Source organism: Micromonospora arida, from assembly GCF_042873195.1.
Lineage (GTDB): Bacteria > Actinomycetota > Actinomycetes > Mycobacteriales > Micromonosporaceae > Micromonospora > Micromonospora arida.
Map to the genome: position 1 here is coordinate 406,189 of NZ_JBIALC010000006.1, position 21,556 is coordinate 427,744.

The 21,556-nt window shown below is 73.4% G+C and carries 18 protein-coding genes; 8 read left to right on the forward strand and 10 right to left on the reverse strand.

Translation table 11 applies throughout. The features are described from left to right. Positions 1-96 precede the first annotated feature (96 nt). A complete protein-coding gene (locus tag ACFYP0_RS20750; protein WP_124860876.1) occupies positions 97-1,059 on the forward strand; it encodes a GlxA family transcriptional regulator in 963 nt (320 codons plus the stop codon). Positions 1,060-1,072: 13 nt separating this feature from the next. Here the strand turns inward: ACFYP0_RS20750 and tilS are convergent, their stop codons facing one another. From tilS to dacB, 3 genes are all read right to left on the reverse strand, one after another. Then, positions 1,073-2,065, reverse strand: a complete 993-nt coding sequence (tilS, locus tag ACFYP0_RS20755) for a tRNA lysidine(34) synthetase TilS (protein ID WP_386997198.1) — start codon at positions 2,063-2,065, stop codon at positions 1,073-1,075. Between the two features lie 10 nt (positions 2,066-2,075). Next, entirely contained in the window at positions 2,076-3,146 is a 1,071-nt protein-coding gene (locus tag ACFYP0_RS20760; protein ID WP_124860873.1) for a zinc-dependent metalloprotease, read from the reverse strand. Between the two features lie 94 nt (positions 3,147-3,240). Then, positions 3,241-4,725: a D-alanyl-D-alanine carboxypeptidase/D-alanyl-D-alanine endopeptidase gene (dacB, locus tag ACFYP0_RS20765; protein ID WP_386997200.1), complete on the reverse strand. Its 1,485-nt coding sequence runs from the start codon at positions 4,723-4,725 to the stop codon at positions 3,241-3,243. A gap of 512 nt (positions 4,726-5,237) precedes the next feature. Between dacB and ACFYP0_RS20770 the strand changes: the two genes are divergently transcribed. Then, the gene (locus tag ACFYP0_RS20770; RefSeq protein WP_091403280.1) at positions 5,238-5,744 is read left to right on the forward strand and encodes an inorganic diphosphatase; all 507 of its coding nucleotides are present in this window, start codon (positions 5,238-5,240) and stop codon (positions 5,742-5,744) included. A 32-nt stretch (positions 5,745-5,776) separates the two neighbouring features. On the opposite strand, the gene eccD is transcribed toward ACFYP0_RS20770, so the two are convergent. Further along, a complete protein-coding gene (eccD, locus tag ACFYP0_RS20775) occupies positions 5,777-7,180 on the reverse strand; it encodes a type VII secretion integral membrane protein EccD (RefSeq protein WP_386997203.1) in 1,404 nt (467 codons plus the stop codon). Between the two features lie 101 nt (positions 7,181-7,281). Between eccD and eccCa the strand changes: the two genes are divergently transcribed. The 4 genes from eccCa to ACFYP0_RS20795 all read left to right on the forward strand — a co-directional run bounded on the left by eccCa (position 7,282) and on the right by ACFYP0_RS20795 (position 14,269). After that, positions 7,282-11,265 carry a type VII secretion protein EccCa gene (eccCa, locus tag ACFYP0_RS20780; RefSeq protein ID WP_386997205.1) on the forward strand — a complete coding sequence of 1,328 codons (3,984 nt, stop codon included), beginning with the start codon at positions 7,282-7,284 and terminating at the stop codon, positions 11,263-11,265. A 74-nt stretch (positions 11,266-11,339) separates the two neighbouring features. Further along, positions 11,340-12,680, forward strand: coding sequence for a type VII secretion-associated serine protease mycosin (mycP, locus tag ACFYP0_RS20785; protein ID WP_124860865.1), 1,341 nt, complete (start codon positions 11,340-11,342; stop codon positions 12,678-12,680). A gap of 52 nt (positions 12,681-12,732) precedes the next feature. Next, positions 12,733-13,524, forward strand: coding sequence for a phosphatase PAP2 family protein (locus tag ACFYP0_RS20790; RefSeq protein ID WP_356978046.1), 792 nt, complete (start codon positions 12,733-12,735; stop codon positions 13,522-13,524). Positions 13,525-13,561: 37 nt separating this feature from the next. Continuing rightward, complete coding sequence (locus tag ACFYP0_RS20795; RefSeq protein ID WP_386997208.1) at positions 13,562-14,269, forward strand: phosphatase PAP2 family protein; 708 nt, start codon at positions 13,562-13,564, stop codon at positions 14,267-14,269. 19 nt (positions 14,270-14,288) lie between these two features. On the opposite strand, the gene ACFYP0_RS20800 is transcribed toward ACFYP0_RS20795, so the two are convergent. From ACFYP0_RS20800 to ACFYP0_RS20825, 6 genes are all read right to left on the reverse strand, one after another. Continuing rightward, positions 14,289-15,467 carry a MarP family serine protease gene (locus ACFYP0_RS20800; RefSeq protein WP_124853405.1) on the reverse strand — a complete coding sequence of 393 codons (1,179 nt, stop codon included), beginning with the start codon at positions 15,465-15,467 and terminating at the stop codon, positions 14,289-14,291. A gap of 63 nt (positions 15,468-15,530) precedes the next feature. Further along, positions 15,531-16,223 carry an NUDIX hydrolase gene (locus ACFYP0_RS20805; RefSeq protein WP_355502113.1) on the reverse strand — a complete coding sequence of 231 codons (693 nt, stop codon included), beginning with the start codon at positions 16,221-16,223 and terminating at the stop codon, positions 15,531-15,533. After that, the gene (locus tag ACFYP0_RS20810) at positions 16,220-16,903 is read right to left on the reverse strand and encodes a TlpA family protein disulfide reductase (protein WP_356978041.1); all 684 of its coding nucleotides are present in this window, start codon (positions 16,901-16,903) and stop codon (positions 16,220-16,222) included. Before ACFYP0_RS20810 ends, ACFYP0_RS20805 begins: the two co-directional genes overlap by 4 nt. Next, a complete protein-coding gene (nth, locus tag ACFYP0_RS20815) occupies positions 16,900-17,688 on the reverse strand; it encodes an endonuclease III (RefSeq protein WP_124853408.1) in 789 nt (262 codons plus the stop codon). Before nth ends, ACFYP0_RS20810 begins: the two co-directional genes overlap by 4 nt. Positions 17,689-17,729: 41 nt before the next feature. Further along, positions 17,730-18,908, reverse strand: coding sequence for a CapA family protein (locus ACFYP0_RS20820; protein WP_356978039.1), 1,179 nt, complete (start codon positions 18,906-18,908; stop codon positions 17,730-17,732). An 11-nt stretch (positions 18,909-18,919) separates the two neighbouring features. Next, on the reverse strand, positions 18,920-19,627 hold the full coding sequence (locus ACFYP0_RS20825) for an adenosylcobinamide amidohydrolase (RefSeq protein ID WP_356978037.1): 708 nt from the start codon (positions 19,625-19,627) through the stop codon (positions 18,920-18,922). Between the two features lie 143 nt (positions 19,628-19,770). Between ACFYP0_RS20825 and ACFYP0_RS20830 the strand changes: the two genes are divergently transcribed. Then, entirely contained in the window at positions 19,771-20,448 is a 678-nt protein-coding gene (locus tag ACFYP0_RS20830) for a Crp/Fnr family transcriptional regulator (RefSeq protein ID WP_007466162.1), read from the forward strand. Between the two features lie 112 nt (positions 20,449-20,560). Continuing rightward, positions 20,561-21,304, forward strand: coding sequence for a metallophosphoesterase family protein (locus ACFYP0_RS20835; protein WP_356978035.1), 744 nt, complete (start codon positions 20,561-20,563; stop codon positions 21,302-21,304). Positions 21,305-21,556 lie beyond the last annotated feature (252 nt).

A 21,556-nucleotide genomic window follows, 5' to 3' on the forward strand; every position in this document is an offset into this window, starting at 1 on the left:
ACTGAGACCAGTCTGCGACCTCGCGAATCAACCGGACAGTGGCAGGAATGCCATTGGTCATCGATTTACTGCCACCTGTCGGGTTACCCTCGTCACATGCTGCGGTCCGTTGCCGTCCTCGCCCTCGACCAGGTCGCTCCCTTCGAGCTCGGCGTGCTCGCCGAGGTGTTCGGCACCGACCGGACAGCCGACGGTTTCCCCGCCTACCGCTTCCAGGTGTGCAGCCCCGACGGCGCTCCCGTGCGTACCTCGTCCGGCTTCCACCTCACCCCACACGCCGACCTCGGCCCGGTCGACGAGGCCGACCTGGTGGCCATCCCCGCGCACAGCCAGGGCACCACCGTCCCCGCCCCGGTGCTCGACGCGCTCCGCCGGGCCGACGCCCGCGGAGCGCACCTGTTCAGCGTCTGCTCCGGCGCCTTCCTGCTCGGCGAGGCCGGGCTGCTCGACGACCGCGAGTGCACGACCCACTGGCGGTACGTGGACGAGCTGCAACGCCGGCACCCGCGCGCCCGGGTCCGGTGCAACTCGCTCTACGTCCAGGACGGCCGGTTGCTCACCAGCGCCGGCACGGCGGCCGGCATCGACGCGTGCCTGCACCTGATCCGCCAGGAGCACGGCTCGGCCACCGCGACCCGGCTGGCCCGGCGGATGGTGGTCCCTCCGCACCGCGACGGCGGTCAGTCCCAGTACGTCGAGGCGCCCATCCCGAAGGCGCCCGAGGCACCCACCCTCGAACCGGTGTTGGAGTGGCTGATCGGCCACCTGGACCGGACGATCACCGTGGAGGAGTTGGCCGCCCGCGCCGGCATGGCGCCCCGCACGTTCGCCCGCCGGTTCCGCGCCGAGACCGGCACCACCCCGCACGACTGGCTCACCAACCAGCGGGTGCTGCTCGCCCGGCGGCTGCTGGAGGAGACCCCGTTGAGCGTGGAGGCGGTGGCCGACCAGTCCGGCTTCGGCGACGCGGCCGCGTTGCGCCACCACTTCAGTCGCCGGGTCGGTGCCACCCCGCACAGCTACCGGACCACCTTCCGGGACCGGGCGCACAGCGGCTGAGACCGGCCGCAGGTCAGGCGGGACGCACCGATGCCAACCGGCCGTCGCGGCGAAACACCCGGACACCGCCGGGCAGGTCGGCCGGGCCCTGACCGTGCCAATCGGTCACCAGGGCGTCCAGGGCGGCGACGTGCCGGTGCGACAGGGCACCGGGCAGCGCACCCAACTCGCGGGCCCAGGAGTGCAGCACCCGGCCGCGTACGGCGGGAACCAGGCCGAGCAGCGCCGGCACGGACAGCCCTCCGTCGGGGCACCGGGCCGCCGCCAGCGCCGTCCCCGCCAACTCGTCGAGCGCGGCGTTGTCGGCGGCCAACAGCCGGGCGGTCCGCGCCAGGTTGTCCACCACGCCCGGCCCGAGCGCCCGCACCAGCGCCGGCAGCAGATCGCCCCGCACCCTCGACCGGGCGTACGACGGGTCGCTGTTGTGCGGGTCCTGCCACGGGCTCAGCCCGAGGACGGCGCAGGCGGCGCGCGTCTGCTCCCGACCGATCTCCAGCAGCGGGCGCAGCAGCGGCACCCCGCCCAGATCGCGCCGGGCGGGCATCCCGGCCAGCCCTCGTGGGCCGGCGCCCCGGGCGAGCGCAAGCAGCACCGTCTCCGCCTGGTCGTCACGGGTGTGCCCGGTGAGCACCGCGACAGCGTTCTGCTGCCGGGCAGCCTCGGTCAGCGCCTGGTAGCGGGCCTCGCGGGCGGCCGCCTCCGGCCCACCGGGACGCCCGGCCACTTCCACCCGGACCACGGTCGCCGACGCGAACCCGACCTCTCGACCCCAGGTGGCCACCGCCTCGGCGCGCTCCGCGGAGCCGTCCTGCAAGCCGTGGTCGACGGTGACGAGCGCCGCGGCGCGGCCCAGCCGCGGCGCCACGAAGACGGTTGCCGCCGCGAGCGCGAGCGAGTCGGCACCACCGGAGCAGGCGACCAGCACCGGACCGCCGGACGGCAGACCGGTCAGGGCGCGGCGGACCGCCACCCGGATCGCGGCCACCGGCGGAGCGAGTGCGGCCACCGGCGGGTGGTCAGCCAGCGGCCGGGATGGTGCCGGCCGGGCCGTGCACCCGGGCGACCCAGGCGTCCGGGTCACCCAACTCCGACAGTCGAGGCAGGGTCAGCGGCGAGTTGAAGATCGAATTGAACCCGTCCATGCCGACGCGTTCCACCACCCCGTGCACGAACTTGCGCCCCTCGGCGTACTGGCGCATCTTGACGTCCACCCCGAGCAGCCGGCGGATCGCCTTCTCCAGCGGGTTGCCCGCCTCCCGGCGTCGATTGAACGACGCCCGGATCCGCTCCACACTCGGGATCACCTGCGGGCCGACGCCGTCCATCACGAACTCGGCGTGCCCCTCCAGCAGGGTCATCAACGCGGTGAGCCGGTCCAGTACGGCCCGCTGTGCCGGGGTCTGCACGATGTCCAGCACGCTGGTGCGGCTCTCCGGATCACGGACCGCGTCGGACAACGTGGCCACCCCGCGCCGCAACCGCTCGACCAGGTGGTCACCTCCGCTGGACGAGGCGTCGACGAACGCCTGCACCTCGCTGAGGAAATAGGCCCGCATCCACGGCACGGCCGTGAACTGGGTGCGGTGGGTGACCTCGTGCAGACACACCCAGAGCCGGAAATCCCGAGGGTCGGCGCCGAGCTTGCGCTCCACCTCGACGATGTTCGGTGCGACCAGCAGCAGCTGGCCCGGGTCAGCCGAGAAGACCTCGTACTGGCCGAGCACCCGCCCGGAGAGGTAGGCCAGCACCGTCCCGGCCTGCACCCCGGTGAGCCGGGACCCGATCGCCTCGGTCAACGCGCCCGGTTGCTTGTCGCCGGAGAGCCGACTCACCAGCGGAGTGATCACCTCGCGGAGACCGGCGATGTTGGTCGCGGCCCAGTCGCGGCGATCGACCACCCGGACCGGCGGATGCGACACCTGCGCCCGCAACCCCGTGTAGTCGGCCACGTGCCCGGCCGCCTCGTCGGTCAGCCGACGCAGGTCGCCGACCACGTCGGTGGCTTCCGCGTACGACACGCGGGGGCCAGATTTGCTCAACGCCCCCGCCGTGGCGGCGGCCAGATCCCAGTCCACGAACTGCGCCATGAACCCACCGTACCCGCGCCGCGACACCCCGGCCCGGGCTCGCGCCCTCGATCGACGCCGATGACGACCGCGTCGCCCCCGGAACCGGCGACGGTCAGCCGCAGCCGCAACCGGCCAGCGCGGCGGCGATCCGGTCCAGTGCCGGCTGGGCGGTGTCCCGGTCACCCGGCACCTTGTCGGTGAGCACCGCGAAGGTCAACAGCCGACCATCGGCGGTGGTGACCAGGCCCGCGATGGAATGCACGCCGGTCAGGGTGCCGGTCTTGGCCCGGACACTGCCCGCGCCCGCGGCGGTGCCCGCTGTGTTGCGGTAGCGCTCGTTCAGGGTCCCGGACCAACCACCCACCGGCAGACCACCGAAGACGCCGGCCAGCTCCGGATGGTCCGGACTGGCGGCCAAGCGGATCAGATCGGTCAGCAGCGACGGGCTGATCCGGTTGAGACGGGACAGGCCGCTGCCGTCGGAGACGCTGATCTCGTCGGCGGGCAGGCCCAGCTCCGCCACCTCCGCGTCCATGGCGGCGGCGCCGCCGTCGAACGAGGCGGGCTGACCGCGGGCCAACGCGACCTGCCGGGCGAGCGCCTCGGCCACCAGGTTGTCGCTCTCGCTGATCATGACGTCGACCAGCCGGATCAGCGGCGGTGACTGCACCACGCCCAGTTCGGTACCCGGTGCCGGGCTGGCACCGGTCGCCGCCTGAGGCGGGGCCGCGCCCCGCTTCACGGCGTCGGTCGGCACCCCGAGCAGTCGGGCGAACGCCTTACCGGCGGCCAGGTCCGGCTCGGCGAACCGCGGGGCGGACCCGTGCTCGACGCCCGGGTCGGTACGCGCGCCGTCGGTCATCAACGCGGTCACCGCGCCGCCCGAACCGCCGGTGGGGATGTCGTCGTCCCAGCCGGGGCCGTAGACCGGGCCGGAGTAGACCGAACCGTCGACGGTGACACTGGTCGGAGGTGTGCCGCCGAGCGCGGTACGCACCTGGGCGGCCAGGTCGTCGAGGCGCGCCGCACCCGGGTAGTAACCCTTCTTGTTGATCGCGAGGGTCGGGTCGCCGCCCCCGACGATCACCACCTCGCCGGCCTTCGCGCCGGCCACCGCACGAGTGGGAATCCGGTAGCCGGGCCCCCGGGCCGCCAGCACGGTCACCGCGGTCGCCAGCTTCGTCACCGAGGCGGGCACGGTGCCGTCGTCCGCCCCCTTGGCGAACAGCGTCTGACCGGTGATCACGTCGGCGACCGAGACGTTCACCCGGTCGCCCAGGGCGGCGACGCCGACCAGTGGGTCGAGCGCGGCCCGAACCCCGTCCGGGGTGGGCACCGGGGCGTTCGAATCCGGGCCGCCCAGCACGTCCGACGGGGCGGGTTCCGGAGTCGCGCCGACCGCGTTCGGCCCGGACGCGGCGTCGTCACCCAGCCACCCGGCGACCGGGCCGGGACGGGTGATCACGACTCCGACGCTGACGAGCACCAGCAGGAGCACGGCAGCCAGCACCACCGGCAGCCGCCTCCGGCGGCGCGGCGCGGCGGGCGCGGGCGCGGCGTCGGCGGGTGCCGGCAACGCGGAGATCGGCGGGCCCACCGGGGGGACCCCGCCGGGGCCGGGGGCGGTCGGTCCGGGACCGAACGACGGGCTGACCGGCGCAGGGCTGACCGGGACCGTGGCACTGCCGCGTGGCGGGCCGCTCACCGGTTGCTCACCGCCGGCTGCCGGGAAGTGACCGGCGTTCGGAGCGGGCGACGCCGGCCCGGCCGGCGGGCGCCAGGGCAGCGGCGGAGGCCGCTCGGGCACCGTATCCGGTGCCGGGGTCGCAGCTTCGGGAGCCCGTGGGAGGTGCGCCTCCGGCACCGGGACCCGCCCCTTGGCACTGCCGGAGTCGGATCGTCCGGTACCGTGCGCGGAGCCCCCGTCCGGGCGGTAGTGTGAATCTTCCCTCCCCACGACCCCCTCCTCCCCCAGCGAAAATCGGCTTGGGTGACACTACTTCGGTCCGAAGACTATGCGGCGGCCGGAGTCGGCGGGTGGGCATTCACCTGTCCGGAGGGTCGCCATTGGTTCCGTTAGCCAGCGTGGGCAGACGAGGGAGCGTGCAGATGGATTTCGACGTGACGGTTGAGATCCCCAAAGGTCACCGGAACAAGTACGAGGTGGACCACAAGACCGGCCGGATCCGGTTGGACCGCACCCTCTTCACCTCCACCCAGTACCCGGCCGACTACGGGTTCATCGAGGGCACGCTGGGTGAGGACGGCGATCCGCTGGACGCCCTCGTGCTGGTCCCCGAGCCGACCTTCCCGGGTTGTCTGATCCGCTGCCGCACCATCGGCATGTTCCGGATGACCGACGAGAAGGGTGGGGACGACAAGGTCCTCTGCGTGCCCTACGAGGACCCCCGCCAGGAGCACCTGCGCGACATCCACCACCTGGGCGAGTTCGACCGCCTGGAGATCCAGCACTTCTTCGAGGTTTACAAGGACCTGGAGCCCGGCAAGTCGGTGGAGGGCGCGACCTGGGTCGGCCGCACCGAGGCCGAGGCCGAGATCCACGCCTCCTACCAGCGGGCCCGCGACGCCGAGGCGCGCGGCGAGTCCATGCACTGATCGACCGCTGACACACCGGGCCCGGGGGCCGCTCAACCGAGCAACCCCCGGGCCCGGTCGTACAGGTCCAGCACCGCGCAGGCGACCGGCACCACGGCGACCACCAGGGCCGTGTCCGTGAGGTCCGCGATCCTCCCGAGGTACGGCGAGACCGGCCGGCGGGCGTACCCGGTGCCGCTGGCGACCGCCACCAGGGCCAGCGCCGCCCCGCCCAGGACCAGCACCAATCGCCCGGTCTCGTCGGCCCGACCGACCAGCACGGCACCCAGCGCCGCGTAGCCGGCCAACCCGGCGAGCACCGTCGGCACCCGGTGTCGCAGCGCCACGAACAGCCGCGACCGCAGCAGCAGCACGGCCGAGGTGACCGCCACCAGCACCCGACCGGCAGTGCCACCGGCGACCACGAGTACGACAGCGGTGGCCACCACCAGCAACGCGTGGCCGATCAGCATTCCGGTGAGCATCTCCTCGGTGCGGATCACCGCAGCGTGCACCCGGCCCCGGTCCGGCAGATCCCGCACCCGCTCCGGCTCCTCCGCGGGGGTGGCGGCCGGCAGGGTGATCGGCGGCAGCGGCAGCTTGCCCAGCCGGATGGCCAGCAGCGGAATCACGCCGACGGCGAAGACCAGTGCGCTGAGCAGCACCGCCGCCGTACCGGCAGTGGTCATCAGCAGCCCACCGAGCGCGGCCCCCGCGCCGATCAGGCCGACCGTGACACCGGCCACGAAGACCCGCAGCCGACTGGCCACCCCGAGGAGGCCGATCAACGCCGCCAGCAGCAGCGCGACCGAGCCGGCCAGCAGTTCGGGAGCGCCCACCCAGCGGGCCGGTCCGAACGGCCCGACCGGGTCGCCGGAGCCGACGGCCAGGGCACCGGCCGTGAACGCGTAGGGCAGCGCGTAGCCGCCGAGCGTCGCCCCGGCGGCGCCGTCGCCGTTGGCGCGGGAGGCGACGGTGCCGGCCACGGTGAGCACCAGCGCCACCGAGACGGCCGCCAGCCAACCGGCCCGGTGGGTCGGGCCCCCGGCGAGCAGCGCGAGCAGTCCGACCGCCAGTGGTACGGCGGCACCGGCCAGACCGGCTGCCCGGGTGGCGGTGGGCGACCAGGCGCCGCCCCGGCGGCGAGCACCGTCGGCGATCGCCTCGATGACGTCGTCGTACTCCAACTCGGGCCAGTGTGCGCGGGCCGGCACGAGGTGCAGCACCTCACCGTCGCGCACCCCCTGCGGCAGCAGCGCCTGTGCGGTCACCAGCAACGCCCCGTCGGTGCGGCGGAGCACCCAACCGCCGTGCTGCTCGCCGTCGTCGGCGAGCCCGACACCGGCGTGCCGGAGCACGTCGGGCAGCAGCTCAGCCAGGGGCACCTGCTCCGGCAGGGCGACGTCCACCCGTCGTTGCGACGCGCTGATGGTGACGCGTGCCAGCCCGGTAGTCATCGACTGGTCTCCATATCGAGGGGGATCGGAGGCTGCGCGGACGACAGGACTTTACCTACCATGAGCCAGGCTCGGGTTACCCAGCGCTGTCAGGAGGCCGAGTGTCCACCGTCGTCATCAAGCGCCCACCGCGCCGACCAGCGCCGGAGATTCCCGCCGGTGAGCTGTCGGTCGACGCACCGCCGGAGATCCCCGTGGTGACCGGCGGGCGGTGGCAGCAGCTGCTCATGCTGCTGCCCATGCTCGGCGGCACGGTGGCGATGGCGATGATGTTCGGTCGGGGCGGCGGGGCCTACTCGTACGTGGTGGGCGGCATGTTCGGGCTCTCCTCGTTGGCGATGCTCGTGACCTCCTGGGGCAGCGCCTCCGGCACCCCGAAGAAGTCCGAGATGATGGCCGCCCGCAGGGAGTACCTGCGCCACCTGGCCACGCTGCGGCGGCGGGTCCGGCGGACCGCGGGCCAGCAACGGGCCGGGCTCTACTACCGGCACCCGGATCCGGGCCAGCTCTGGTCGACGGTGGACAGCCACCGGGTCTGGGAGCGGCGCCCCGCCGACCCCGATTTCGCTGTGGTGCGGGTCGCCGTCGGGCCGCAGACACTGGCCACCCCACTGGTCCCACCGGTGACCCGGCCGCTGGAGGAGCTCGAGCCGATGACCGCCGGCGCGCTACGCCGCTTCCTGGACGCGTACTCCGTGGTGCCGGACCTGCCGGTGGCGCTGTCGCTGCGCAGCTTCGCCCGGGTGCACGTGCGACCCGCCGGCCGTGGCCGGGCGACCACCCCGACCACCGGTGGACCGCCCACCGGCGACCCGGCGGCGCAGGCGCTGGTCCGGGCCGTGCTGACCCAGCTGGCGGTGTTCCACGCCCCCGACGAACTGCTCGTCGCGGTCTGCGCCGGGCCCGAGCGCCGCGCCTGCTGGGAGTGGGTGAAGTGGCTCCCGCACGCCCACCATCCCGGCCGCACCGACGCGCTCGGCCCGGTACGCCTGGTCACGAGCTCGGCCGCCGAGTTGGAGTCGCTGCTGGCCGACGTTCTGGCCACCCGGTCCCGGTTCAGCCCGGCCGGTCCGGCCACCGACGGCCAGCACGTGGTGGTGGTCCTCGACGGCGGCGACCTGACCGGTGCCAGTGACCTGACCGGCGACGGCGGCATCGATGCGGTCACCGTGCTGGACCTGGACACCCCGCCGCCCCGACTGCTGGACCGGTACGCGTTGCTGCTGGAGTTGCACGGCCGGCGGCTGCACTCGCGGTCGTCCGACGGGCACGCCGAGGTGGGCACCGCCGACCAGCTGGACCTGGCCGACGCCGAGGCGGTCGCCCGACGGCTGGCACCTTTGCGGCTCGCCGGCGCGGCCCGCGGGCCGGACGCCCCGCTCCAGGCCGACCTGGGCCTCCCCGAGCTGCTCGGCCTCGGTGACCCGGAGAGCTTCACGGCGGAACAGGGCTGGTTGCCGCGCTCGGCACGGGACCGGTTGCGGGTGCCGATCGGGGTGGGCGCGGACGGCGGGGCCATCGAGCTGGACCTCAAGGAATCCGCCCAGGACGGCATGGGCCCGCACGGCCTGCTCATCGGGGCGACCGGCTCCGGCAAATCCGAGCTGCTCCGCACGCTGGTGCTGGGGCTCGCCGCCACGCACAGCTCCGAGCAGCTCAACTTCGTGCTCGTCGACTTCAAGGGCGGCGCCACCTTCACCTCGTTCGACCGGCTGCCACACACCGCGGCCGTGATCACCAACCTGGCCGACGCGTTGCCCCTGGTCGATCGCATGGTGGACGCGATAAACGGGGAGTTGGTCCGCCGCCAGGAATTGCTGCGGCGGGCCGGCAACTTCGCCGGCGTGCGCGACTACGAGCGGGCCAGGGCGGCCGGCAGTCCCCTCGCCCCGCTGCCGTCGTTGCTGCTGATCTGCGACGAATTCTCGGAGCTGCTCTCCGCCAAGCCCGACTTCATCGACCTGTTCGTGCAGATCGGCCGGCTGGGCCGGTCGCTCGGCGTGCACCTGCTGCTCGCCAGCCAGCGCCTGGAGGAGGGCCGGCTCCGCGGGTTGGACACCCACCTCTCGTACCGGATCGGGTTGCGCACCTTCTCGGCGCTGGAGTCCCGGACGGTGCTCGGCGTGGCGGACGCGCACGAGTTGCCCCGCTCACCGGGCCACGGCTACCTGCGTGCCGGCACCGACCCGCTGGCCCGCTTCAAGGCCGCGTACGTCTCCGGTGCCGTCCGCCGTCGGACCGCTCCGGGCGGCGTCGCCGCCGAGGGGGGCGCGCGGCTGCTCACCTTCACCACCCACGTCGTACCGGTGCCCGAGCCGGCAGCACCGGTCGTACCCGTCGTGGCGGAGGAGGAGGGCAGCAGGACGCTGCTCGACCTGCTGGTGGACCGGCTCGTGGGGCAGGGCCCGCCGGCGCACCAGGTCTGGCTTCCGCCGCTCGGCCAGCCGCCCGCCCTGGACGAGCTGCTCGGCCAGGTCGAGGTGCACCCGAAACGCGGGCTGACCGTGGGCAACCCGGAGCTGCACGGGGCACTCGGCGTGCCGATGGCGGTGGTGGACAAACCGTTGGAGCAGCGCCGGGACCTGCTCTGGCTGGCGCTGGACGGCGCTGCCGGGCACGTCGCGGTGGTCGGTGCGCCGCAGAGCGGCAAGTCCACCGCCCTGCGCACGCTGATCTGCGCGCTGGCGCTCACTCACACACCGGCCGAGGTGCAGGTCTACTGCCTCGACTTCGGCGGCGGCGGGTTGGCCGCGCTGCGCGACCTTCCGCACGTCGGCGGGGTGACCGGCCGCGCCGACCCGACCGCCGTACGACGCACCGTCGGCGAGATGACCACCCTGCTGGTCGACCGGGAACGCCGCTTCGCCGAGCTGGGCGTGGAGTCGATGGCCGCGTACCGGCAGCGTCGAGCGGCAGCGGGGACGGCCGGGCAGCCGGGCACCGACCCGTACGGCGACGTGTTCCTGGTGATCGACGGGTGGACCACCATCCGCGGCGAGTACGACGACCTGGAACCACTCGTCACCGACCTGGCCACCCGGGGCCTGTCGTACGGGCTGCACGTGGTCGCCACCGGGCTGCGCTGGCTCGATTTCCGCCCGGCGATCCGGGACCTGTTCGGCTCCCGGCTGGAGCTGCGCCTCGGTGATCCGGCCGACTCGTTGGTGGCCCGGCGTGCGGCCGCCAACGTGCCGGAGCGCTCCGGTCGAGGGGTGACAGCGGAGGGCCTGCACTTCCTCACCGCGCTGCCCCAGCTCGGTACCGCCGGCGGAGACACCGCCGACCTGGTCAAGCGGGCCGCCGACGGGTGGGCGGGTGCTCCGGCGCCCCGGGTGCGGCTGCTCCCGCCGGTGCTGCCGTACGCCGATCTGGACCTCACCTCGACGACCGGGCTGCGGCTGCCGATCGGGATCGCGGAGGCGGACCTGCGCCCGGTGTCGCTCGACTTCGCCACCGAGCCGCACTTCGTGGTCTTCGGGGACTCGGAGTGCGGCAAGTCGTCCTTCCTGCGCGCGCTGGCCACGTCGATCATCACCCGGTTCACTCCCGAGCAGGCCCGGGTGATCCTCGTCGACTATCGACGCAGCCTGCTCGGCGCCATCGAGACGCCACACCTGATCGGGTACGGCACCGCGGCGGCGCACACCGCCGACCTGGTCGAGTCGGCCGCCGGCTACCTGGAACGGCGGGCTCCCGGGCCGGAGGTCACCCCGCAGCAGTTGCGGGACCGGTCCTGGTGGTCCGGGCCGGAGCTGTTCGTGCTGGTGGACGACTACGACCTGGTGGCGGCGGGTCCGGCGAACCCGTTGCGCGCACTGGAGGAGCACCTGCCGCACGCCCGCGACATCGGGCTGCACCTGGTGCTGGCCCGCCGGTCCGGTGGGGCGAGCCGGGCCCAGTACGAGCCGATCGTGCAGCGCCTGCGGGAGCTGTCCACGGCCGGCCTGGTGATGGCGGGCAGCCCCGAGGAGGGCGCACTCGTCGGGCCGGTGCGACCCGGACCGCTGCCGCCGGGGCGTGGTCGACTGGTCACCCGGCGGGAGGGCGTACGTCTCGTTCAGCTGGCACAACTGCCGCCGCAATGACCTGACTCGCCGGTTCTTCCCGTGACGGGTGGGGAAACCGGTAATCTCCGATCGTCATGGTTCCGTCGGGATGGATGGCTGAGGATGTGACTGGGGTGCGGTACAGCGGTCCGTCAGCGGCCCGACGAGCGACCGGCCGGGCGCTGCTCGGCGTGGCCGCGGCGCTTGCCGTCGTGGCCCCGACCGCGGCAGCCGTGCCCGTCGCCGCGCCCACGAACGGTGGACAGCTCGCCGGCGCGCCGATGGCGTTCGCCCCCGGTGACGCTGTCGCCCGCACCGATCAGGTCCGCGACGAGCAGTGGCAGCTCGACGAGTTGCAGGCCGAGACGGCGTGGCGCAGTTCGACCGGCCGGGGCGTGACAGTGGCGGTGGTCGACTCCGGAGTAGACGGCAACCACCCCGACCTGGTCGGCCAGGTGCTGCCCGGCAAGGACCTGGTCGGCCCCGGTGGTGCTCCTGGCCCGGATCCGGTGGGTCACGGCACCACGGTCGCCGGCCTGATCGCCGGGCGCAACGACGACAAGCGGGGTGTGGTCGGCCTGGCACCGGACGCCCGGATCCTGCCGGTCCGTGTGCTGGACGAGGAGAACCGTTACGACGACGCGCTGATCGTCGCCCAGGGGGTCCGCTGGGCGGTCGACAACGGCGCCCGCGTGATCAACCTGTCGCTGGGTGGCAGCGGCGACAGCCCGGCCCTGGCCGCCGCCCTGGACTACGCGTTCGTGCGGGACGTGGTCGTGGTCGCCTGCACCGGCAACCTGGCCACCTCCACCAGCACCAAGGTCTGGTACCCGGCTCGTGAGCCGGGTGTGATCGCGGTGTCCGGTCTGGAACGCAGCAGCGACAACCTGTGGTCCGGCTCGATCACCGGCCGGGCGACGGTGCTCACCGCTCCCGCCAGCGGGCTGGTCGGTGCCAAGCCGCCCGGCGGTTACTGGCGGGTGCAGGGCACCAGCTTCGCCGCGCCACTGGTGGCGGCGACCGCCGCGCTGGTCCGGTCCCGCTATCCGCAGATGCCCGCGGGTGAGGTGGTCAACCGGTTGTTGGCCACCGCCCGGGACGTGGGCCCGACCGGTCGGGACGACCGCTTCGGGTACGGGGTGGTCGATCCGGTGGCCGCGTTGACCGCTCAGGTGCCGCCGGTGACCACCAACCCGCTGGACGACCAGACGTCGCCAGGGGTGACCGGTTTCGGTCCGGCGCCCGGCTCGGCCGACGACGATCCGGTGGCTGGTGCCGGTAGCGATCCACTCGGTCTCGCCGCAGCCGGTCAGCAGAGCCGCTGGACGGCTCGGGCGGCGGGCGGTCAGGACACCTCCGCGCCGGAGCAGCTGTGGACCACTGTCGTGCTCCTCGTCGCTCTGGTCGGCGGTGCGGCCCTGATGGTGCGCCGACTGCGTCAGCGGACCCGTTGATCGCGACCGACCGGCAGGCCTGACCGGCTGCCCGGCCGGGTAGAACGGACCCATGAGTACGCACCAGCCGCCCACCCCCGCCCCCACCGGCCAGCCGTCCTGGCGGCACCGCCGCTTCGACCCGGACCAGGCGCTGGGTCTGCGGCTCACCCTCGCCGCGACGGCGGCGTTCCTGGTGCTGGTGCCGTTCGCGCTGCTCACACTGCTGGTCCTCGGCGCCTGGGCACCGCTGCACCGGCTGGACACGGCGGTCACCGACGCGCTGCACGGCTACGCCCAGGATCACCCGGCCTGGGTCGCGTTGATGCGGGTCTGGACCGAGGTGTTCGCACCGATGCCACTGCGCGCCGTCGCCCTGCTCCTGGTGGTCTGGCTGCTGCGCCGGGGAGCCCGCCGGCTGGCCCTCTGGGCGGCCACCACCATGGTCGTCGGCGGGTTGATCGGTCCGCTGCTCAAGTTGCTGGTCGGTCGGGACCGGCCGGAGTTGCTGGACCCGGTGGCCCGTGCCGCCGGCTACTCGTTCCCCTCCGGGCACGCGCTGAACGCCACCCTGGCCGCCGGGGTGCTGCTGCTGGTGCTCCTGCCGTACGCCCGGCGGAGGGCGGCGCGAGCCGCGCTCTGGGTGGCGGCGGTCCTGCTCACAGTGGTGACCGGGCTGAGCAGGGTGACGCTGGGCGTGCACTTCACCAGCGACGTGGTGGGTGGATGGCTGCTCGGTGTGGCAGTGGTCGCGGCTACCACCGCCGCGTTCACCAGTTGGCGGGCACACACCGGTCTTCGGCCGGTCCGGCCGACCCGCGACGGCGTCGCTCCCGAGGTCGAGCGGCAGCCGGGAGCGGCCTGAGGAGTGAGGAAGAGGTCGGCCGGGTACTGGCCGACCCATGTCCGAGATCGTGGTCCAGATCGTCCGGCGGGTGCTGCTGCCGGTGTCCCTCCTGCTTGGGCTCATGGTGCTGCTCGGGGTGCTGGTCACCCGGGTGTTCGCCAGGACCTGGCCGTTCACCGCGGAGGACGCGGTGAACCGGGAACTGGCCGCCGACCGCACCGGCGAATGGAACAACGTCTCGCTGGTGTTCAGCACGCTGGCCAGCACCCAGATGATCGTCGTGGTCACCGTGCTGGTGGCGTTGGCGCTGCGGCTCTGGCTGAAGCGCTGGCGCGAGCCACTGTTCCTGTGCGCGGCGGTGACCGCCCAGGCGCTGGTGTTCCTGCTGACCACGCTGGCGATCGACCGGCAGCGGCCGGCGGTGGAGCACATGGACGTCTCGCCACCCACGTCGAGCTTTCCGTCCGGGCACACCTCGGCGGCGGTGGCTCTCTACGTCGGCATCGCCGTGCTGCTGGCGCTGCGGGCACGGAGCACCGGCGCGAAGGTCGCCTGGTGGACGCTGCTGCTGATGGTGCCACTGGGCGTGGCGATGACCCGGATGTACCGGGGAATGCACCACCCGAGCGACGTGGTGGCGTCCTTCCTCAACGGCGGCACGTGCGTCGCGATCATGGCCCGTGCCGTGTTGGACCGAGGGCTGCGGTGGGGACGGACGAAGCTACCGACCGTCGGGCGCCGCGCCCTGCCGGCTCAGAGCTGAGCTGTCCCCGCGGCCACGCTCAGGTGCACTCGCCGGTGGCGACCTGCCGGTTGCGTTCGGCACCGGCCAACGCCACCGGGCGGGCCTCGGCGGCCGTCACGGCGAAGCCGGTGTTCGGGTCGTCGGACGCCGCCGCGAAGATCACGCCGAGCACCAGGCCGTTGGCGGAGAGCAGCGGACCGCCCGAGTTGCCGCTGCGCACCAGCGCCCGGATCGTGTAGATCTCCCGGGTCACCTCGCTGGACGAGTAGATGTCCGGGCCCTTGATCCGGTCGACGTCCCGGACCCGCGCCGACTGCGCGTTGTACGGGCCGTCGAGCGGGAAACCGAGCACGATGGCGTCGGAGCCGCTGCCCGCGTTGCCGGCGGCGAACCGCAGGGACGGCCCGGGCAGCCCGGGCACGAGCAGCACCGCGAGATCCCGGTTCGGGTCGTAGACCACCACCTTGCCGTCGTACCGCTCGCCGCCCAGCTCCACGGCGACCGAGCGGGTGCCGGCCACGACGTGCGCGTTGGTCATCACCCGGTCGTCCGCGTACACGAAGCCGGAACCCTCGATTCGGCGTGAGCAGCTGGGCGCGGAGCCGAGCACCTTCACGACCGACTGCTGACCGCTGACCACCACCTGCGAGCCGGCCAGTGCCGGGTCCGGCGGGTCGACCTGCCTGGCCCGGGTGGGCGCGAGGTCACCGAAGACGTCCGGGAACCCGTCGGTGTCGACGGTGTCCTCCAGCGCCGTGGACAGCTGGTGGGCCTGTTCCGGCAGGACCTGGTTGACCACCGTGATCAACGCGCTGTTGCGGACCGAGGCGGCGAGCCAGGGCACCGAGGACGAGCCGAGCGGCACCGCGACCAGCCAGGCGAGCAGGAGCACCGCGAACAGCGAGACGAGCGCCCCACCGACGTCGTCGGCCCGTTTACCCACGTCGCTGGTGATCGTCTTGCGCAGGTGCGAGCCGAGCCAACCGGCGAGTGCCTGCCCGACCACCGCCAGCCCGAAGATGGCCACCAGCGAGATCAGCACACGGGTGCCGGCGTCCACGAACTGTCTGGCGAACAGCGGCCCGAGCTGGAGACCCAGCAGCAGACCCAGGAAGAAGCCGGACAACGACGTGACGCCGATGACGAAACCCTGGCGGTATCCGCTGATCGCGAACACGAGCATGAGCAGCAGCAGGACGAGATCCACGACGGACACGGGTCAAGCGTACGGGCAGTGTGCCCACCGGATGACCATCGCTTGCGGATGGTGACCGTGCGGTCAGCGCAGGGCGTTCTCGTCAGCCTCGTCGGTGCCGGCGGACGGGGCCGGTGTCGCCCCGGTCGGCGGAAGCTCCACCACCCGCCCGCGCGACCACGGACGGGCCCAGCCGCCCATCTCGAGCAGGGTGGCGAGCACCCCGGCGGTGAAGCCCCAGACGAGCATCCCGCGCGCCGAGAACGCCGGCCCGATCCAGCCGCTCGGGTGCCGGACCCGCAGTCGGTTGGCCGGATCGACCAGCTCGCTGACCGGCAGGCGGGCGACGTGTGCCACCTCGGCCGGCTCCCGTGGGTGCACCGGGTGCGGGTCGTGCCACCAGGCCAGCACCGGCGTGACCACGAAGTCGCTGACCGGGATCCACAGTTTCGGCAGCTCGGCCAGCACTGTCACGCTGGCCGGGTCGAGGCCAACCTCCTCGTTCGCCTCGCGCAGGGCGGTGGCGCGGACGTCGGCGTCCTCGGGGTCGGCCGCACCCCCGGGAAAGGCGGGCTGGCCGGCGTGGTTGCGCAGGGTGGCGGCGCGTTGCAGGACCAGCACGTCGGGACCCGCGCCGGGCTCCTCGCCGAGCAGCACCAGCACGGCGCTCTCCCGACCACCCTCGGCCGGCGTGGTCAGCCGGGTGAAGTCCTCGGCGCGGGCGGTGCCCAGCCGGGTCAGCAACGGCTCGATCCACTCGGGGGGCCGACGGGTCACGCCGGCACCGCCAGGCCGAGATGCTGGCGGACCAGCTTGGCGAGCCTGGTGTCGTCGAGAGCGCCGCTGGCGTCGATGTGCCGGACCTGACCGTCGGCGTCGACGAAGAGGGTCAGCGGAATGGCGTTGCGCTTCAGCTCGCGCTGTAGCGCCTCGCCCTGGTCCACCAGGATCGGGAACCGGACGCCGAAGTCCTCACCGATGGACTGGGCGCCGCCCCGGCTGTCCCGACTGTTGACCCCGACCACCTGGAGCTGACCGGCGGCCCGCTCGCTGAGGCGCTGGAAGGCGGGCAGCTCCTTGCGGCACGGCGGGCACCACGAAGCCCACACGTTGATCACCGCCGGCCCGGCCACCTCCCGCAGCACGACGGGGGCACCGCCGGTGAAGCAGGAGAGCGTCAACTCCGGCAGCGCCGACCCGCCGGGGGCGCGGGTCGTCGTGCCATCGGGGGCCGTCGTGCCGGGCGAGGCGGGGGTAGCCGTTTTGGGGGTCGCCGTGCCGGAGCCGGGCGACGTGGCCGTGGGCGCGGTGCTCAGCGTGGCGCAGTCCCGGAACGGGGATGGTCGCTCGGCGGCGGCCGGACGGGGGGCTGGCTCGTCGTCGGCCGTACCGCTGGTGCAAGCGGTGACCGCCAGCAGCAGCGGCAGGACGGCGAGGGCGAGGCGGCGGCGGTTCACGGCACCTCCGCCGTGATCGCCTGTGCCGGCACCAACTCCGGGTCGACCCCGGCAGCCACCGCGAGGTCGCGCGCCCGAGGGCCCTTGAGCAGCTTGGCGGCGGCCGCCGGCTCGGTCGGGCCGGTGCCGTACGAAGGGCAGAGCTTGGCGAGCGTGCAGGCGCCGCAGGCCGGCTTGCGGGCGTGGCAGACCCGTCGCCCGTGGAAGATGATCCGGTGCGAGAGCATGGTCCAGTCGCGCTTGTCGTACAGCGCGCCGACCGCGTGCTCGATCTTGACCGGGTCGGTCTCGGTGGTCAGCCGCCACCGGTGGACCAGTCGCTGGAAGTGCGTGTCGACGGTGATGCCCGGGACGTCGAAGGCGTTGCCCAGGATCACGTTGGCGGTCTTGCGGCCGATGCCGGGGAGCGTCACCAGGTCGACGAGCCGGCCCGGGACCGTGCCGTCGTACCGGTCGAGGAGGGCCTGACCGAGCTTGAGCAGTGAGTCGGTCTTGTTGCGGTAGAAGCCGGTGGGCCGGATCAGCTCCTCCATCTCGCCCCGGTCGGCGCCGGCATAGGCGGCAGCGCTCGGGTAGCGGGCGAAGAGCTTCGGGGTGACCTCGTTGACCTTCTTGTCCGTGCACTGCGCGGACAGGATCGTGGCGACGGCCAACTCCAGAGCGTTGGAGTGGTCCAGCTCACAATGCGCGTCGGGATGCGTCTCGGCCAGCACCCGGCCGATCTTGCGGGCGCGGCGTTTACGCCCGAGGTCGGTCTCGCTGGCACCGGGAGGGCTACTGGTCACGACGGTCAGCCTACGTCGCACCCCGGACGCTCCTCGTCGGGTCAGCCGGCGGTTGGCGGCGAGATCTTCCCCTGCCCGTCGAGGCGGGCGCCGCCCTTCGGGAAGTCGGCGCGACTCAACTCGGTGACCAGGCCCAGGCCCCGGTCGTCCGGGTCCATGGTCGGCTTACCGGCGGAGTTCATGTACGTGGAGGTGAACGAGCCGCCGCCCCAGCTGCCGTCCGGCTTGAGCGACACCTTCAGCACTCCGCCCCAGCCGAGGCGGCCGGCGTTGCTCAGCGAGTTGCCGCCGCCGGCGAAGTTGCCCAGGCTGTACGCGATCAGGCGCCCCTTGTAGAACTCCATCCCGCGCAGCACGTGCGGGCCGTGCCCGACGATCAGGTCGGCGCCGGCGTCGATCATGGCGTGCGAGAACTTCACCGGGTCGCCCCGGTTCTCGCCCAGGAACATCTCGGTGCCCGGCTTCACCCGGGTCTTGTCGACGCCCTCGCCACCCATGTGCACCTGCACCACGACCAGGTCGGCCATGGTGGCGGCCTTGGCGACCACCGCCTTCGCCTTGTCGATGTCGACGAGGCTGTTGGACCAGACGTACGACGAGAAGCCGGCGACGGCGACCTTGACGCCCTTGACGTCGACCACGGTGATCTCGTTCGGCGCGCCGGTGTGCTCCAGGTCGTACTTCTTCAGCGCCTTCTGGGTGTTCTCGTAGCCCTTGGGCCCGTAGTCGTAGCCGTGGTTGTTGGCCTGGTTGAGCACGTCGAAGCCGGCGTCACGCAGGTGCGCGGCGTACTCCGGCGGGGCGCGGAACTGGAAGCACCGGGTGGAGTTCGCCCCGCACTTGCCGGTGCCGGTGTCGACCGTCAGCGGCTCCTCCAGGTTGCCCATCACCAGGTCGGCCTTGAGCGCCGCGGTGACCGAGTTGAAGAAGCCCTTACCGCCGGCGGCGGGCAGCCGACTGGGCGCGTTGCCCATGATGATGTCGCCGGTGGCGGAGAGCGAGATCGCGCCACCCTGACCGGACGATGCCGGCCCGGTGGCCTTCGGGCCGGTCGTGGAGACCGGCGCGCCGGTGCCACCACCTCCCGCACCGGGCTGCCAGACGGGTGCCTCACCAACGGGTTCGGCACAGCCGGCCACGAGGAGGGCGGCCAGCAGCGCGGCGAGGCCGAGGGCGACGCGGCGGCGCGGGCGGGACGCGAGGGGGGCGGGAGCATACATCGCCCGCGACCCTACCGGTCGTTAAACGCGCCGACGACAGCCGATCGGTTGGACTTTGCGCCCGTGAGCTGCTCGGACCAGGGCACGACCGGCCGGGAACCGCCGGCGAGCACCGCCGCGTGCACCGCTCGGGCGAGCGGGGCACCCCAGGTGGAGCGCGGCCCGCCGTACGCGGCCTCCGGCCCGTCCACCGGGCAGAGCACGGTGACCGCGTCGGTGGGCGTACCGGTCCCCGGGACCCCCAGCTCGGTGATCGCCTGGGTCTTCGCCTCGGTCGCGGTGGCCACCGCATTCACCAGTGCCGAGTCGGCGAGCCGGGCCGGCACGTACACCACGATGTTGACAGTGCCGACGTGTGGGGCCAGCGCGGCCGGCGTCGGCGCGGCCGCGGGCACCGGCGTGCCGAGCCCGACCGTCGCCCAGGCCCGCACCCCGGCGTCGGTTCGCGCCACAACCTCGGTCACATCGACGCCGGTCAGCAGACCGACCCCGGGCCCGTCGAGGGCCAGCTCGGCGGCGAGCGCGGCCAGGTGCGCCGCAGGGTCATCCCGGTCGTACGACATCGGTACGGTCGCGTTCAACACCCACCGCCGGACCCCGATGCCACCGCCCAACGGGGCACTGCTGACCGCCCGCAGGGGCACGTCCGCACGCCAGACGAGCAGTGGGACGTGGCGCCCGTCCTCGGCGCGGCAGGTCAGAGTCGGCTCGCTCAGCACGTCGGGCAGGTTACGCCCACCGATCAAGATTCCAGGGGCGACCTCTGATTCGTGCTCACGTGCGCCTAGACTTGGCGGCGCGCGAGGGGATCAGCGGACGGCGGCCCCGGCCGACGGACGGCACGCGCAACCGGAGGTGCGCAATGGACGAGGTACTGGCCCGCAGCGGGATCTTCCAGGGTGTTGACCCGGAAGCTGCCGAGGCGCTTGCCAAGGAGATGGAGACGATCGAGGTCCGCAAGGGCGAGATCGTCTTCAATGAGGGCGAGCCCGGTGACAGCCTCTACATCCTGCTGTCCGGGAAGATCAAGGTTGGTCGCCGCGCAGCGGACGGCCGGCAGAACCTCATCGCGGTGATGGGGCCGTCGGACATGGTCGGTGAGCTGTCGCTCTTCGACCCGGGTCCGCGTACGGCGACCGCCACCGCGGTGACCGACACCCGGCTGGTGCGGCTGCGTAAGCAAGCGCTGCGGCCGTGGCTCAACAACCGCCCGGAGATCGCCGAACAGCTACTCCGGGTGCTCGCCCGGCGGCTGCGCCGGACCAACGACTCGCTCGCCGACCTGATCTTCACGGACGTGCCGGGCCGGGTCGCCAAGAACCTGCTCCAGATGGCGGGCCGCTTCGGCACCCGCGACGGCGGCGTTCTGCGGGTGACCCACGACCTCACGCAGGAGGAGATCGCCCAGCTCGTCGGCGCCTCGCGGGAGACCGTCAACAAGGCGCTGGCCGACTTCGCCTCGCGTGGCTGGCTGCGATTGGACGGCAAGAGCATCATCATCCTGGACCCGGAGCGCCTGGCCCGTCGCGCCCGCGTCTGAGCAGCATCCGACGTCCCCGCCTGCCGTCACCGACGGTAGGCGGGGACGTTTGCCGTCTGCCTGACGCAGAATCGCTGGCCTGGAGGCGGTGCCCGCGGTGAGGGTGGGGCCCATGGTGAACCGAGTTGCGGTGCTCTCCGACATCCATGGTGTCCTGCCGGCGCTGGAGGCCGTACTGGCCGAGCCGGACGTCGCCACCGCCGATCTGATCGTGCTGACCGGTGACATCGCCGCCGGCCCGCAACCGGTCGAGGTGCTGGACGTGCTCGCCGGCCTGGGCGACCGGGTGTGCTGGGTCGGCGGCAATGCCGACCGCGAGCTGGTCGAGGCCCGGGCCGGCCGCCCGGCGTCGATCGACGTGTCGAACTGGGCCGCCGGGCAGCTGCGCGACGACCAGGTGGCCCGGCTCGCCGCGCTGCCGGCGACGACGACGCTGGAGATCGACGGCCTCGGGCCGACGCTGTTCTGCCACGCCACGCCCCGCGATGACGAGGAGGTCGTGCTCGTCGACTCCCGGATGGCGCGCTGGGCGGAGGTGTTCGACGGTCTCCCCGCCGAGATCACCACGGTGGTCTGCGGCCACACGCACATGCCCTTCACCCGGCTGGTCGACCGGCGTCTTGTGGTCAACCCGGGCAGCATCGGCATGCCGTACGGAGGCGCGGGCGCTTGGTGGGCGCTGCTCGGGCCGGGCGTCCAACTGCGCCGCACCACCTTCGACGTGGACCTGGCCTGCGCCCGCGTGGCGGCGGAGTCGACCTTCCCCGACGCCGCCGCCTGGGCCGACGAGTACCTGCGCTCCCAGCACAGCGACGCCGACGCCCTGACCGCCTTCGGCCCCCGCGACGGCCGCTGAGCCGGCCGCCGGCCGGCAGGCAGGCGGCAGGCAGGGCAGGCGGGCAGCGGCGGCAGGCGGGCAGCGGCGGCAGGCGGGCAGCGGCAGGCGGGCAGGCGGGCGGCGGCGGCAGGCGGGCAGGCGGGCGGCGGCGGCAGGCGGGCAGGCGGGCGGCGGCGGCAGGCGGGCGGCGGCGGCAGGCGGGCGGCGGCGGCAGGCGGGCGGCGGCGGCAGGCGGGCGGCGGCGGCAGGCGGGCGGCGGCGGCAGGCGGG